Raw genomic sequence first — 15,934 nt, 5'->3', positions numbered from 1 at the left:
GACCTCACGAATCGGGAAAAGTTTGCTGCATAGTCAGCTTGTGTAGAGTCGCGGTTTGGGCGAATATGAGCGCCTAAATGTTACATAGCGCTAAATTATTCCCGTACTAGAATGTCTTGTATCTACAGGGCTGCCGTCAAAGTAGTAGTCACCGGATACGCTGATGCGATTGAAAAAAGCAGATAGATTGCGACTAGCCACACTGGTGACAATAGGTGTGTGCGCAACCGTCGTTGTTACGATGCTGTCCTTGTTGATTTTGGTCGACCATTTCGCAACGGGTTACGCCAAGCAGCAAGCGTACGAACGTCTGCAACAATTGTCCTGGCAGATGCGCGATTCTCTTGATCGCGGCATTACTCGCGTAATTGACCAGACCCGTGTCGTGGCAGATCTGAATACGGTACGCGATGCGAACAATCCCGACGAGATTCGTCAAATTTTCGACAATCTGCAAAATAAATTTACCAATTACGCGTGGATAGGATTGACTGATCCTTCGGGCGTCGTCTATGCGGCTACCGGCGGCTTGCTGCAAGGCGTCAATGTCAGCGAACGTCCATGGTTCAAGAATGGACAACAACAGTTGTTCACCGGCGATTACCATCCTGCACTTTTGCTCGAGAAGAAGCTGCCTGAGATAGAAGGCAACTGGCGCTTTGTCGATGTGTCATTGCCCGTCAAGCGCAGCAATGGAGAGTATCGCGGTGTCCTCGGTGTGCATCTTAGTTGGGAGTGGGCACGCGGAGTCGCCGATGCCTTGCTGATTCCTGCTGACAGACAGTACCAGGTAGAAGTGCTAGTGGTGCGCGACGACGGCATGATCATACTGGGGCCGGATTATCTGCAAGAAACAAAAATCAATACGTCCAGTCTTGGTTTGGCGCGGTCGGGTAAAGTCGGTGCGGTTTCCGAAAAATGGCCGGATGGCAGACGCTATCTAACAGGCTATTCACAAACCGGTGTGAACTCTACCGACTCTTCACTCAAATGGTCAGTGCTGATACGTCAGCCGGAAGAAATCGCGCTCGCCACCTTCCATGATTTGCAGCAACAGATTTTGATGGTTGGTGGCGGCATCGGTTTGCTGCTGGCGATTGTTGCTGTCGGTTTGACGCGTCGCTTGGCCAAACCGCTGGATGATTTGAGTGCGGCCATCATGCTGCAAAACGAAGACGGCATGATAGATACGATTCCTATTCTTGATGGTTATCATGAAGTGCATCTGCTTTCGATGACGCTGGCCGATATGGTCGCGCGAGAAAGACAGCATGTAATTCACTTGCGCAGCTTGAACGAAAATCTGGAGCATTTGGTGCTAGAGCGCACCAGCGAGATCGAACAAAAAGCCAAGGCGCTGGAAGATTCACTCGCGCAGCAAATCATGATTCAACAACGTCTGCAAGACAGCGAAGCAGAGTTGCGTGCGACTTTGCAGAATGCAAATGATGCGTTCATCGCGATGGATCAGGATGGCGTTATCGTGGATTGGAATGATCAGGCAGAACGTTTGCTAGGCTGGACTCGTAATGAAGCGCTAGGTCAGAAGGCCCTGGGCACGATGATTCCATCTAACTTGCTGGATGGCTTTCAGCGCGGAATGTATGGCTTCCCGAATGCGGAAAAAAGCAAGGTCATTAATCGCCGGGTGGAAGTCACCGCAGTGCGCCGTGATGGTGTTGAATTTCCAGTGGAGTTGGCTTTGGCCGCGGTGCCCTTGCAACAGGGCTATCGCTTCATCGCCTTCTTGCACGACATTACAGAAAGACAGCTGCAACAGGCCTCATTGAAAGCAATGGCTTTGCGGGATGCGCTGACTGACTTGCCGAATCGACGTGCCTTGATGCAAAAGCTGCCGGAATCGATGGCGCGTACCAAGCGTATAGGCAAGCCGATGGCAGTGTTCTTCCTCGATCTCGATGGCTTCAAAGGTGTCAACGATGGTTACGGACACGAAGCAGGCGACGAGTTGTTACGCACGCTTGCGCAACGTATTGTCGGTGTGGTGCGCGCGACCGATACGGTAGCGCGCCTGGCGGGAGATGAATTTGTAGTCGTGCTGGAAATGATAAATGGCAATGCAGATGCGCTGGAGGTTGCCGAGAAAATCCTGCAGGCGATTCAACAACCGTTTGCACTGACCGCCGCGACACTTACCTTATCGGGCAGCATAGGCATCGTCATGTATAGACCGGATGATGTTACCAATCCGGATCAACTGATTACGCTGGCAGATGGCGCGATGTACGCTGCTAAAAAAATGGGGAAGAACCGCGCAGTCGTTGTTTGATTTTTATCTGTCAATGATTGCTGTCAGCAAGTAGCTGTTTCTTGCCGCGCTTCTCTTCGTACATTCTCACGTCAGCTTCTTCACAGGCCACGCTCAAACCTTTTTCCGGATGACGTTGGGCAAGACCTATCGATGCTGACACTCCCGCATTATTAAAGCTCTGATGCAGACGATCCCGCAAGACACGCGCGTTATCCAGCGTGCACTCAATACACAATACAAGAAATTCATCGCCGCCAACTCTGGCAGCGATATCATTCAGTCGCACCACTTCCTGTATTGCATTTGCAGCTTTGATAATCAGCTGATCACCTGCTGCGTGGCCTTGACTGTCGTTGACGAATTTCAACGCATCCAGATCGATGGAAATCACGCAAGCCGGATTGCCATAACGTCGGCAGCGATCTTCTTCTCGTTCCAGTAACTGCTCCCAGCCCCGGCGGTTATAAAGCGAGGTAAGAACATCGCGTGCCGCCTCTGCTTCGGCACGCTCGGCGCGTCGCGTCGCGTCGGCAGCGGCCAGTTCCTTGTGAAGAATACTGCTTAACAAATCGGCCATCAATTCGATCAATCCTTGCTCGTCCCGGATTTGTTCCGATTGCGGATTAGGATCGATTGCACATAGCGTACCGAACAGAGACCCATCTTCTTTGGTAATAGGCACACCGACGTAAGCGCCTATCTTGACTGCAGATGCAATCGGCGCAGTTCTATAAACATCAATCAGATCGGATTGCGGTGCGATGCGCGGGCCCAAACCTTCCACCATGCGTGAACAGAATGAATCGGACCAGTTAAAAACTGTTCCCGCTTTGACGTTGTAGCCGGATTCTTCTACTGCCAGTACGATCCAGTCGTTGCCTTCTGTTCGTGTGGCCATCCATAAATCGAGATCGAATCTTTGACGCAAAAAATGAATGGTGGCGTGGGTTGCTGAAGCAAAATCGTGAACCATGCTATTCCCCTGATGTTGCTATTTTTGTTTTGATATCGCCTAGTATGTACCGATTTATGGAAGGAATAAACTGAATTGTTTAGCGTTAAAAGCGAGCCTGCACAGGTCTTGGTAATGCAGGTTTTGATGCTTAATTTGCAATAATTAAATCTCTATTCCACCGTTTCCCACGCATTCGGCTCTTTACGCATATCCAGCAGTCGACGATAGCGACGTCCACCCAGCCACAAGCTTATGGCTATCAGCGTAAAGCTCAGTTGGCCCATCGCCAGTGCAACCGGCGAATGCGATAACAAAGGCGCAATCACGCCGGCGACAAGTGCGCCCAACATGGTCAGAGTAAATGATTGGCAGGACGCGACGATGCCACGAATATTTGGGAATAAATCCAGCACTAACAAAGTAACGCCCGGTGCCACCATCGACATACCAAAAGTGTAGAAGAACAATGGCGCAACCGACCACGGCAGCATAGGCGGGAACAGTGCGTGATACAGCAGGTTGAATGTCGCTGCACCAATCAGCAAGCTAAATCCGATTAACACTTGTCGCGCTAGCGGGATATTGCCGGCGAGTCGATTGGCTGCGAGTGCGCCACAAAAAATGCCGCCCACCGTCGGTACAAACTGCCAGCCGAATTGATCGGGGCCTAGACCCAAGTGTTCCACTAGAAAGACCGGTGCGGCAGCGACATACAAAAACATGCCGGCGAAATTAAACGCAATCGCACCCGACTTCAAATGAAAGAGTGGTGAACGGAATACGCGTTTATAACTTTGATATAAAAATTCAGGATTGAAGGGTTGACGTTTTTCTGGCGGCAATGATTCCGGCAAGCGCTTATAGCAATAGATCAAGAGCAGCACCGCATAAATAAACAAGCCAAGGAAGATCGCGCGCCAGTCCAGATGCTTGACGACCCAGCCGCCAAGTATCGGCGCAATCGCCGGTGCAATCGAAAAAATCATTGTCACCAGCGAGAGTAATTTTTCTGCCGCAGATCCCGCATACAGATCACGAATAATCGCGCGACCGATGACGACACCGGCACCTGCCGCCAGACCTTGCAACATGCGGAAAGCCCAAAGATATTCGATGCTATGAGCGGAGGCACAACCCAAGGTGGCGACTGCAAAAACCGCCAAGGCAACCAGTATGATATTGCGCCGCCCGAAGGCATCCGATAATGCGCCGTGCCACAAAATCATCACTGCAAATGAAAACATATAGGCGGTCAGCGTTTGCTGTACCTCGATCGCGCTGGCTCCCAATGAAGCTTGAATATTCGGGAATGCCGGCAGATACGTGTCGATCGAAAACGGCCCGAGCATCGACAGCGCGGCCAACATGATGGCCAGCGCAGTATTGCTGATCACGACCGTTTTACTTGCGACGGACGATGGGCGTGTTTTTTCAACAGACATCAGACAGCTTTCTTTTTTCGGGTGTTAACAACAGGTATTAACAACGGATATTATAAATTTCATACCGGCGTCGTACGACCGTGTGATCGGACTGCCAGCGGTAGAGCAGAGGGCAAAGTATGCGCCTTTCTGCGATTGAAGTTTTGCTGCGGTAAGAATCGGGGTAGGGATTACTGCGACGCTGTCCGACGATTGAAGTCAGATCACACGATTTACGCGTGATCTGACTTTAGAATGAAAACGTTGGACAGGTATTTGAAATATCAGTTTGTAGACTGAAGTTATTAAAGCCAGTTTTACAAACCAAGATCCGACAAGCCTGGATGATCATCCGGACGACGACCCAAGGGCCAATGAAATTTGCGGTCCGATTCCTTGATCGGCATATCGTTGATGCATGCGTAGCGATTGGTCATCAAACCGTCGGCGTTGAATTCCCAGTTTTCGTTACCGTAGGAGCGGAACCAGTTACCGGAATCGTCATGCCATTCGTATGCGTAACGTACGGCGATACGATTATCGGTAAAAGCCCATAGTTCCTTGATCAAACGATAGTCGAGTTCCTTCGCCCATTTGCGTTCCAGAAATGCCCTCGCTTCTGCGCGGTTGGTAACGAACTCTGCACGATTACGCCATTTGGTATCGAGGCTGTAAACCAGCGAGACGCGTTCTGGATCGCGGCTGTTCCAGCCATCTTCTGCGCCGCGAATTTTTTGTAGCGCGGTTTCGCGGGTGAATGGTGGCAGCGGTGGACGGACATTAGGATTAACTGACATCTGGATCTCCATAGAATGAGTGGGACTGCATTGCATCAACTTCGGTGACGAGTAAAAATCTGTTCAAGATCGCAGCAATTTACGCGCGAGTTTTTTCGCATCGCGTGCAGCTTCCTTGTTACCCATTACCAAAGCAACCGTAATCGCGCCGTCGATCAGAATGAGGAATTCCGTTGCCAGTTCCTCCGGATCATCTGCGCCATATTCCTCTGCCAGCTCGCGCAAAAAATTGCGCAACTTGACCTTGTGTTTTTTTGCCACCGCACGAATCGGCGTGCTCGCGTCGCCGATTTCTCCTGCTGCATTAATGAATGCGCAGCCGCGAAAGTCGGGCGTGAAAAACCATTCTTCCAGTGCATCAAACGTCGCCAGCAATTTTCCGGCCGGTGTCTCGCCCTTGTTGCTGGTAGTGATAAACCAGCGCATCCAGCGCTCATCGCGTTTGCTCAAGGCCTCGGCCACCAAGTCATCCTTGGTGCGGAAATAGCGATAGATGGTTTTTCTGGCGACGCCTGACGATTTGACGATCGCATCCATGCCAGTCGCGCAAATGCCGCCGGCATAAATCAGGCGTTCTGTTGCTGCCAACAGTTTGCCCATGGTTTCGGTGCTTGAAATATCTTCCATGGAAAACATGGTAGAACGATCGTTCTACGTGCGTCAAGCTTTTTCTGAATTGGGCTAAAACGCAGGAAAAATGGTACTTACGGAAGGATCTTGATGGATACGCTGACTACTTTTTTTGCGACGGTTTCGGCGTGTGGATTTGAATGAGCAGGCACTCAGTTACAGTTGTCGCGCTTCATCGCGCGTACAAAATCAGCCAGGCGGCGATCAGCGACGCTGTCATAGCGCTCACCCTGTGTCAGCAATTGCACGCGGTCCAGGCGGAAGGAGCGAAAGTCGTTGCGCGTTTCGCACCATGCGGCAATCGACCAACCGCTGCCCCAGTAATACAAGGCTAACGGCCAGATAACACGTTGCGTGGCTTGCTGTTTGGCGTCTATGTAATGAAGTAGCAGCTTGTGTTGTTTGCCGATAGCCTGGCGTATGCATTCGAGTCGTTTGCCATGTTCGGGGTCGATGTGAAAGTCGGGTGCGAACAGCGGCGTTGCTTCGACAAAATCGCGTTTCTCGCGCGGCAGGGCGAGCGTGATTTTCGCCAAGGCAGCGGCGCTGGATGCTGCCAGTTGCGGCCCGCCCCAGGCTTGCACCATGCGCATGCCGGCGACCATGGCTTCGATCTCGTCGGTAGAAAACATCAAGGGCTGTAAATCGAAACCAGCCCTGACACGATAGCCGACGCCGGCTTCGCCTTCGATAGGCATACCTGATGTGGAGAGGTCGCGAATGTCGCGATAAATCGTGCGCTCGGATACCGCCAACCATTCAGAAAGCTGATGTGCGGTAGTCAATCGGCGACCGCGCAAATACTGCGCGATCTGGAACAAGCGTTCAGCGCGGCGCATGATATTTGCAGTGAGCGCCATCTTGATTGCTGACGCGTGCAGCACAACGGTGTGGAGATACAAGTTGAGAGATCACGTTGTGCTCAATCACGAATTAGAAACAAGAGGAACAAGCATAACGAAGCAGAATGAAGCCTCGCCTCATTCTGACAAATGCGCGCATCTCCGTCCAGCGATGCGTTGCCGAATGATGATGCGCAATTGATGCTTAGTGCTGAGAATGTAGCGCCAGCAGATTACCTTCGGTGTCGACGAAATGCGCGATATAGCCGATATCGTTGGGCAATTCCAGTTTAGGCAGGCGGATTCCCCTCCGGCCGATTCTACGCGCGAAAGCACTGCATCGATGGACGGGTTGGCATCCAGGTAGACCAAGGTGCCGTTGCTGCTTGGCGAGTGGCTTTCATAATGCGTGACGCAACCGCAAGGAATACCGCCGGCGTCGCTGAACAAAGCCATTTCAAGTGAATCAGAATCTGGTTTTTCGAGACGCAGCGTCGTGTCGAATAGCGTTTCATAAAAACGGATGGCGCGACCGAAGTCGGTAGATGGGATTTCGAACCAGTTTATTTTTGTATGCATGATGTTCTCGCGTGAAATGCCAAATGGCAGCACGCATCATGCAAGAGTGCTCCTGACAGCAGTGTGTCAGGAGACTTCAGGATTGCAGAAGAAAGTTGCGGTATTAAATGCTTATTCAGCAGATTCTGTTTTTGGCTTTGCTTGTTCACGACGATTGAAGCCGGCCACCATATCGAAGCGGAACAAACGGCATTCCAGCGCGCCATTGAAGAAAGGCGTTTTACGCGCTTCTTTTAGACGCAATAACTTCGGTAAGCCAAGATCAGCGGTAAACAAAAACACCTGCCAGCCGGCGAAGCGTTGTTTCAAAGTTGTGCCCAAGGCGCTGAAAAAATCTTTTGCCATGTCGTCAGCTTCTGCGGTGCTGTCACCACGGATGCCGATACGTTCGCCATACGGTGGATTTGTCAGCAAGATGCCTGGCACTTCGCTAGGCGCTTTCACTTCTTGCGCTTCGATCTGCTTCAGCGGGACGTCGAAGCGAATGCCGGCCTTGTTCAAATTATTACGCGTCATCGTGACCATATCGCCGGAAATATCGCTGCCGAAAATAGTTGGTTCTGTTGGCAATACATTTGGTTTGACGCTGCCCTTGATCGCTGACCATTCTGCAGTACTAAAGCCGGCAAATTTTTCGAAGGCGAAAGCGCGATGCAAACCTGGTGGAATACCTGCCAGCATTTGCGCTGCTTCGGCCAGGATAGTGCCGGAGCCGCACATAGGATCGAACAGAGTCATGCCCGGCTTCCAGCCTGATGTGCGCAACAAACCTGCAGCCAGATTTTCGCGCAAAGGCGCGTCACCGGTTTCCATGCGCCAGCCGCGCTTGAATAAAGCTTCGCCAGATGTGTCGAGATAGACCGTGAAGGTGCGTGCGTCAAGAAAGCCGACCACGCGCATATCCGGCATCTTGGTATCGACGGAAGGACGTTCGTTATAAATATCGCGGAAGCGGTCGCAGATCGCATCCTTGATTTTCAGTGTGGTGAATTCAAGACTACGTAGCGGCGATTTAATCGCGGTAACGTCGATACGGATCGTGTGATGCACGGCGAACCAGTCTTCCCACGGTTGCGCCAGCGTCAAATCATAAATATCGTTTTCAGTCGTGTAGCTGGCGTGCGCCATGCGCATCAACACGCGTGATGCAATGCGCGAATGCAGGTTGATGCGATACGCATCTTGCAGCGTCCCAGAGCAATGCACACCGCCCGGCACTTGCAAATGTACCTTGAGTGTATTGCCGCTGCCGGGCGCTGCTGCGATCTCGTTGAGTTCTTCTGCGAGGGCGATTTCCAAACCGCGCGGGCATGGACAGAAATAAGAATGTGGTGCTGACATGGGGGACCTTTTATCCGTTATGAAAATAGACGCGCGACCGCATCTTGATGATGCGTCGCGTGAGCTGGGTGCTGCAGTACTTCTTTAAAAATTATTCGGCAAAACTTGCTCAGTTACTTTTTGATAAAACTTCCGAAACAGAGCTGACTGCCGATTCTTGTTAAGCGCTTTGAAAAGCACGCTCAACGAAATCCAATCTGTCTTGGCCCCAAAACGCAACGCCATCGACGACATACCAAGGTGCGCCGAATACGCTGGCAGCCATCGCATCGTTAGTGAATTGCTCGTATTCGTTTTGTACGGCAGTAGTTTCCGATGATTTCAATAATGCTGCGCCATCATGACCGGCAGCATTCGCCAATCCGATCAGCGTCTCCGTATCCATGATGTTTTTTTCTTCCGCCCACAATGCGCGCATCACTGCGCTAGTCAGTGCAAGCGCCGCATCAGTGCCGTGTGCGAACTTGGTGGCAATGATCAGCTTCGCCGCGGGATCGCCCGATACCGGAAAAAACTGTGGTTGTGGATGCAACGGTAAATCAAGATATTCGCTCCAGCGTTTCAACTCGATCAGACGATAAGCCTGACGTTGCGGCGGACGTTTGGCCAAAGGCAAGCCGCCAGAGACACTAAAAATTTTCGCCAGATCGACAGGCTTCATATCGATTTGCACATCGTATTGCTTCGCTAATGCGAGCAGACGCTCATGGCCGAAATAAGACCAGGGTGATTGCGGTGCAAAATAATATTCACAAACCTTGGCCATGAAAACTCCCTAATTTAAAACGGTTTGACAACGACCAGGATGACAATCACCAGCAGCAGAACGACCGGCACTTCGTTAAACCAGCGATACCATTTATGGCTGCGCCGATTTGCGCCGCGTTCAAATTTTTTCAGCAAGGAACCGCAAGCGTGGTGGTAACCGATCACTAGCACAACCAGTGCCAGCTTGGCATGCAACCAGCCACCGTTGAAGCCGTAACTCATCAGCCAAGCACCAAAGATCAGCGCTGGAATCGCAAGTATCGTTGTGAAACGGTATAGCTTGCGTGCCATCAACAGCAAACGAGTCGTCGCGGTAGTGTCGGTTTCCATCGCCAGATTGACGAAGATGCGCGGCAGATAAAACAAGCCGGCAAACCACGACATCACAAACACGATATGCAGCGCTTTAATCCAAAGCATGGTGTTTTCCCAAGGACGAATCGACTGCGCGAAAATTAAGCGCGGACTTCACCGTGACCAAAGACGACATACTTCAATGACGTCAATCCATCCAAGCCAACTGGACCGCGTGCATGCAGCTTGTCGTTAGAGATGCCGATTTCTGCACCCAGGCCATATTCAAAACCATCGGCAAAACGCGTCGAGGCGTTGATCATCACTGACGCCGAATCAACTTCACGCAAAAAGCGCATCGCGCGCGTGTAGTCTTCCGTCACGATGCTGTCTGTGTGCTGCGACGAATAGTTATTGATGTGCTCGATCGCTTCATCCATGTTCTCGACAATTTTGACCGCAAGGATGGGCGCCAGATATTCTTCGCTCCAATCCTGTTCAGTGACTGCGGTCAAATGCGGATAACCTTTCAAGATCGCGCGCGCTTCATCGTCAGCGCGCAATTCCACTTCTTGGGTTGCATACAATTTCGCCAGCTCTGGCAAAACCGCAGATGCGATTGAACGCGCGACCAACAAAGTTTCCATCGTGTTGCAAGTGCCGTAACGATGGCATTTTGCATTGAATGAAATATCCACGGCTTTCTTCAAGTCTGCATTGCTGTCGATGTAGACGTGGCAAATGCCGTCCAGATGTTTGATCATCGGTACTTTGGATTCCTTCATCAAGCGTGCTATCAAACCTTTGCCGCCGCGTGGCACGATAACGTCCACGTATTCAGGCATGGTAATCAATTCACCGACTGCGGCTCTATCCGTGGTTTCCACAATTTGTACTGCATCGGCAGGCAAGCCCGCGCCGGCCAAACCTTCGCTGACGATTTTTGCCAGCGCCTGATTGCAGTGAATCGCTTCCGAGCCACCGCGCAAAATGGTCGCGTTGCCGCTCTTGATGCACAAACCTGCAGCATCGACGGTGACGTTTGGACGTGCTTCATAAATGATGCCAATCACGCCGAGTGGCACGCGCATTTGTCCAACTTGAATTCCGGTTGGACGATATTTCATATTCGAGATTTCGCCGATAGGATCGGGCAGGGCAACGATTTGCTCCAGGCCTTCTGCCATAGTGGCAATCGCTTTATCCGATAAGGTCAGGCGGTCGAGCAGAGCCGGTGCCAAACCGTTGGCACGTGCTGCATCCAGATCCTTTTGATTTGCTGCGCGCAAGATATCGGCATCACGATGAATCGCAGCAGCGATCAGCGACAAAGCCTTGTTCTTGGCAGCGGTATCAGCCTTGGCCATTGCACGCGAAGCCTTGCGTGCACGTTGACCGACTTCTTTCATGTATTGCTTGATATCCATTTTGTTCAGGAATGGTTGGTACTTCGATTAATTAAATACAGCGGATAGCACTGAAACTGTTTGATACGAATTCTTTGTCTTGATGTTTTGGCTACTGTTGCAACCCACCATTAGGGCTTGCAGCATATATGGTTGCACTAAGCGTTATCGCAAGCTCGCTGTTCTTTGCGCCGTGGCTTCTCTTTAGCCTCTAGCGATCTTCAAGCCCAACTGCAACATTGCATCCCAGGCATCGCCAGAAAACTTCTTGGCACGCAAGCCTTTCACCATCTTATCGATTTGTGCCGCTTCCTGCAGCGCGCTTTCCAGCGTAGCTAATTTCAGTCTGCGTAAGGCCGGTTCTATCAGTCGTTCACGCGGACCCCAGATGCGATGCTCTTTCGTCAACTGACTAAGCTGTCGACCTTGTGCGACGCCAGATTTCAGTTTCAGCAAAGTGCGAATTTCTTCTGCAACCGCCCACAACACCAGCGGTAATGCCTCGCCTTCGCCTTGCAAACCTTCCAGCATGCGCACCAGTCTTGCCGTATCGCCGCTCAGCATCGCTTCATTCAGTTTGAATACATCGTAGCGTGCGACATTCAGCACGGCATCGTGGATTTGCTCGAAGCTCAGTGGACCTTCCGGATAAAGCAGCGCCAGCTTTTGTATTTCTTGATGTGCGGCGAGCAAATTGCCTTCGACGCGTTCAGCGATAAAGTCCAGGCATTCGCGATTCGCGCTTTGGTGTTGCGCAGCCAGGCGCACACCCAGCCACGCCGGCAATTGCGCGCGTTCGACCAAGGGAATATCGATGAATACACTGGCTTGTTGCAAGCTCGCGACCCACGCCGCTTTTTGCGTGGCCCAATCGAGCTTGGGCAATGTAATCAGGGTCAGGTTGTCAGGGCTGAGCGATGCCGAATAATCCTGTAAGGCCTTGCCGCCATCCTTGCCGGGTTTGCCGGTAGGGATGCGCAGTTCAATCAATTTTTTATCGCCAAATAGCGATTGCGATTGATTGGCTGCCAGCAGTTCGCCCCATTTGAAGCTGCGATCAACAACCAGAACTTCGCGTTCGGAAAAACCTTGTGCACGAGCCGTCTTGCGTATCTTGTCAGCAGCTTCCAGCGCCAGCAAATGCTCGTCGCTCGTGATGACATACAAGCCGGCTAGCGGCTTGCTTAAGTGCGTATCAAGAGCATCAAAGCGCAGTTGCATATATGCGTTGCGTTATTGCGGTGTCGTTGCGTTGGCGTCCACTGGCTTGATGGCGGCCATACGACGCAGAATCTGCTGTACCAGATCAGATTGCATGTCGCGATACAGCATCGCTTCTTCCGCTTCTTTTGCCAGAACCTGATTTTCGTTATAGCTGATGTCGCGCTTCAAGACGATTTGCGTTGGTGCCAGCAGTTCAACATTCTTGTTGTCACGTACACGGATGGTGACGCGGTAGTACAGCACGTATTCGCGTACACGACCTTGGCTATTCAGTGACAAAATTACCTTGTCGCGAATCTCATTGGTGATGTCGAGCGTTGCTTCCGCATCTTCCTGTCTATCCTTTATCTCCAGCTCGCCGCTGCCCCGAATATAGCGGCGTAACTCGATGCCTAGCGCCGAGGTTTCTGGCACTGCGAGGAAAATCGATTTGAACGGCAAGTTGTTACCGAGGATAGAACCGCGCAACTTGAAACCGCATGCCGATAGCATGACGGTAGAAGCCAAAGCGATACAGAGAAGACGGCGATTTTTTAGCATGGATAATCCTGCGTGATTTTTACTTTAGAGCAGTACTTCAAACAATAAGCATTTCAGCTAAACCTTCAAAACGATTGTGCTGCACTCGTTGCACTATCAATCAAATCAGGCAACGATGTTGACCAGTTTGCCAGGCACCACGATGATTTTCTTCGGTGTGCCTTCGATGAACTTCTGTACGGTTTCATTCGCCAGCGCTGCTGCTTCAATACTGGCTTTGTCCGCATCTTTCGCAACGATGATGCTGCCACGCAGTTTGCCGTTGACCTGAATCATCATTTCAATTTCAGCTTGTTCCAGCGCCGCTGCATCGACTTGCGGCCACGATGCATCGAGTATATCGCCATGCGCTTTTGCGAAGCCCAGCTCTTGCCACAGCGCGTGCGTAATGTGCGGTGCGATCGGATTGAGTATGCGCAGGAAAATAGACAAGCCTTCGCTGATCACTGCATTCGACGCAGCGGAATCATCCAGCTTGGCAGCTTCCAGCGTGTTCAGCATTTTCATGCTGGCGGAGACGACGGTGTTGTATTGAATCCGTTTGAAATCGCTGTCAGCTTGTTGCAGAATCTTGTGCACTTCGCGACGCAAGGTCTTTTGCGCTTCGGTCAGCTTGCTCAAATCGACAGTCGTTGCTGCAGCGATGCGGGCCGATTGATTGTATGAATAAGCCCATACGCGACGCAGGAAGCGGTTCGCACCTTCGACTCCAGCGCCCGACCATTCCAGAGTTTGTTCCGGTGGCGAGGCAAACATCGTGAACAGGCGCGCAGTATCCGCGCCGTACTGATCGATTTGCGCTTGCGGATCGATGCCGTTGTTCTTCGACTTCGACATTTTTTCCGTACCACCGATTGCAACAGGCTGACCATCGGTAGTCAGTTTTGCAGAAACAGGGCGACCTTTTTCATCCAATTCAAGCTGTACATCGGCCGGGTTGAACCAAATCTTTTTACCGTTGGATTCTTCACGATAGTAAGTTTCGTTCAGCACCATGCCTTGCGTCAGCAGATTGGTAAATGGCTCATCGAACTTGATCAGACCGAAGTCGCGCATGACCTTGGTCCAGAAGCGCGCGTACAGCAAATGCAGGACTGCATGTTCGATGCCGCCGATGTACTGATCCATCGGCATCCAGTAATCGTTACGGTCGTCGACCATTGCCTCGCTGCTGTTCGGCGAGCAATAGCGCATGTAGTACCAGGATGAATCGACGAAGGTATCCATCGTGTCGGTTTCGCGACGCGCAGGTTTGCCGCACTTCGGGCAATCGCATTTAAGGAAAGCTTCGTGTTTGTTCAGTGGATTACCGCTGCCATCCGGCACGCAATCTTCCGGGAGGACGACAGGCAAATCTTTTTCGGGAACAGGCACTGCACCACAATCGGCGCAGTTAATCATCGGGATCGGCGTGCCCCAATAGCGCTGACGTGAAATACCCCAGTCGCGCAGGCGATAGGTGATTTTCTTTTCACCCAAGCCGAGTTCTTCTAGGTCGGCAGCGATGGCGTCAACTGCTTGCTGGTGATTCAAACCATCGTATTTGCCGGAGTTAATGCAGCGACCGTTTTCCTTGTCGGCATACCAGTCGTGCCAGCTGACGTCAGAAAAAGTTTTGCCTTCAACATCAATCACTTGATGGATAGGTAGTACGTATTTTTGTGCGAATGCAAAGTCGCGTTCGTCGTGCGCCGGTACGCCCATTACGGCACCGTCGCCGTAAGTGATCAGTACGTAGTTACCGACCCATACTTCGACCAGCGAGCCGGTCAATGGATGTTTGACGAACAAACCGGTTGGCATGCCTTTCTTTTCCATCGTTGCCATGTCGGCTTCGATGACGCTACCGAGTTTGCATTCGGCGATGAAATCGGCCAACTCAGGATTCGATTTCGCTGCAAAAGCGGCGAGTGCGTGTTCCGGTGCAACTGCGCAAAAAGTGACGCCCTTGATCGTGTCAGCACGTGTGGTGAAGACCCACAGTTTGCCGTCATTGATCAGCTTGTCATCTTCCTTGATGTCATGCGTGAACGCAAAACGTACGCCTGTCGATTTGCCTATCCAGTTGGATTGCATGGTACGCACGCGTTCTGGCCAGCCCGGCAATTTATTGTCGACGTGGTCCAGCAATTCTTCTGCGTAATCGGTGATGCGCGCGTAGTACATCGGGATTTCGCGCTTCTCGATCAGCGCGCCGGAACGCCAGCCGCGACCGTCGATAACTTGCTCATTGGCGAGCACTGTTTGATCGATAGGATCCCAGTTAACTGTGCCGGTTTTTTTGTAGATGATGCCTTTTTCGAGCATCTTCAGGAACATCCACTGATTCCATTTGTAATACTCAGGCTTGCAGGCCGTCATTTCTCGTGACCAGTCGATGGCCAAGCCCATGGACGCCATTTGCGTCTTCATGTAATCGATGTTGGCGTAAGTCCATTGCGCCGGCGGCACATTGTTCGCCATCGCGGCATTTTCTGCTGGCATACCAAACGCGTCCCAGCCCATCGGCATCAACACGTTGTAGCCGTTCATGCGCAGATAGCGATACATCACGTCGTTGATTGTGTAATTGCGCACGTGACCCATGTGCAGCTTGCCGGATGGGTAAGGCAGCATCGAGCATGCGTAGAATTTTTTCTTGTCTTTGCCGTTTTTATCTTTGGCATGTTCGACCGCTTTGTACGCGTCGATTGCCTGCCAATGGTCGTGCGCCGATTTTTCTACGTCGGCGGGGCTGTATTTATCTTGCATGACGGATGGAGCCAAAAGTGAGGGTGAATGTATATACGAACCCATGATTATACTGGTTCGCCCACTCGGATGGCGTGTCGGCAGCGAGGCAATTGCAAGCTTGCCCGGGCTTAA

At 51.6% G+C, this 15,934-nt stretch carries 14 protein-coding genes; 1 reads left to right on the top strand and 13 read right to left on the bottom strand.

Annotated features, from left to right (window positions below; genetic code table 11):
- Window positions 1-163: 163 nt before the first annotated feature.
- Window positions 164-2,290: a diguanylate cyclase domain-containing protein gene (locus tag Q7T66_RS01540; RefSeq protein WP_304931487.1), complete on the top strand. Its 2,127-nt coding sequence runs from the start codon at window positions 164-166 to the stop codon at window positions 2,288-2,290.
- A gap of 10 nt (window positions 2,291-2,300) precedes the next feature.
- Here the strand turns inward: Q7T66_RS01540 and Q7T66_RS01535 are convergent, their stop codons facing one another.
- The 13 genes from Q7T66_RS01535 to leuS form a co-directional block, all read right to left on the bottom strand.
- Window positions 2,301-3,245, bottom strand: coding sequence for a sensor domain-containing diguanylate cyclase (locus Q7T66_RS01535; protein WP_304931485.1), 945 nt, complete (start codon window positions 3,243-3,245; stop codon window positions 2,301-2,303).
- 152 nt (window positions 3,246-3,397) lie between these two features.
- Window positions 3,398-4,669: a multidrug effflux MFS transporter gene (locus Q7T66_RS01530; RefSeq protein ID WP_304931484.1), complete on the bottom strand. Its 1,272-nt coding sequence runs from the start codon at window positions 4,667-4,669 to the stop codon at window positions 3,398-3,400.
- A 296-nt stretch (window positions 4,670-4,965) separates the two neighbouring features.
- Complete coding sequence (locus Q7T66_RS01525; protein ID WP_304931483.1) at window positions 4,966-5,445, bottom strand: nuclear transport factor 2 family protein; 480 nt, start codon at window positions 5,443-5,445, stop codon at window positions 4,966-4,968.
- Between the two features lie 63 nt (window positions 5,446-5,508).
- Window positions 5,509-6,072 carry a TetR/AcrR family transcriptional regulator gene (locus Q7T66_RS01520; protein ID WP_304931482.1) on the bottom strand — a complete coding sequence of 188 codons (564 nt, stop codon included), beginning with the start codon at window positions 6,070-6,072 and terminating at the stop codon, window positions 5,509-5,511.
- Between the two features lie 155 nt (window positions 6,073-6,227).
- Window positions 6,228-6,914: a YafY family protein gene (locus Q7T66_RS01515; RefSeq protein ID WP_304931709.1), complete on the bottom strand. Its 687-nt coding sequence runs from the start codon at window positions 6,912-6,914 to the stop codon at window positions 6,228-6,230.
- A gap of 141 nt (window positions 6,915-7,055) precedes the next feature.
- Window positions 7,056-7,496, bottom strand: a complete 441-nt coding sequence (locus Q7T66_RS01510) for a hypothetical protein (protein WP_304931481.1) — start codon at window positions 7,494-7,496, stop codon at window positions 7,056-7,058.
- 111 nt (window positions 7,497-7,607) lie between these two features.
- Window positions 7,608-8,837, bottom strand: a complete 1,230-nt coding sequence (locus Q7T66_RS01505; RefSeq protein WP_304931480.1) for a class I SAM-dependent RNA methyltransferase — start codon at window positions 8,835-8,837, stop codon at window positions 7,608-7,610.
- A 160-nt stretch (window positions 8,838-8,997) separates the two neighbouring features.
- A complete protein-coding gene (locus Q7T66_RS01500; RefSeq protein ID WP_304931479.1) occupies window positions 8,998-9,603 on the bottom strand; it encodes a 2-hydroxychromene-2-carboxylate isomerase in 606 nt (201 codons plus the stop codon).
- Window positions 9,604-9,617: 14 nt separating this feature from the next.
- Entirely contained in the window at window positions 9,618-10,025 is a 408-nt protein-coding gene (locus Q7T66_RS01495) for a CopD family protein (protein ID WP_304931478.1), read from the bottom strand.
- A 35-nt stretch (window positions 10,026-10,060) separates the two neighbouring features.
- Window positions 10,061-11,326, bottom strand: coding sequence for a glutamate-5-semialdehyde dehydrogenase (locus tag Q7T66_RS01490; RefSeq protein WP_304931477.1), 1,266 nt, complete (start codon window positions 11,324-11,326; stop codon window positions 10,061-10,063).
- Window positions 11,327-11,509: 183 nt separating this feature from the next.
- Window positions 11,510-12,526, bottom strand: a complete 1,017-nt coding sequence (holA, locus tag Q7T66_RS01485) for a DNA polymerase III subunit delta (protein ID WP_304931475.1) — start codon at window positions 12,524-12,526, stop codon at window positions 11,510-11,512.
- Between the two features lie 12 nt (window positions 12,527-12,538).
- Window positions 12,539-13,069: an LPS assembly lipoprotein LptE gene (gene lptE, locus Q7T66_RS01480; protein WP_304931474.1), complete on the bottom strand. Its 531-nt coding sequence runs from the start codon at window positions 13,067-13,069 to the stop codon at window positions 12,539-12,541.
- Between the two features lie 105 nt (window positions 13,070-13,174).
- Entirely contained in the window at window positions 13,175-15,820 is a 2,646-nt protein-coding gene (gene leuS, locus Q7T66_RS01475) for a leucine--tRNA ligase (RefSeq protein ID WP_304931707.1), read from the bottom strand.
- Window positions 15,821-15,934 lie beyond the last annotated feature (114 nt).

The organism is Herminiimonas sp. (assembly GCF_030655415.1).
The sequence above is the reverse complement of the archived record's forward strand: the minus strand, read 5'-3'. Positions and strand labels throughout refer to the sequence as shown.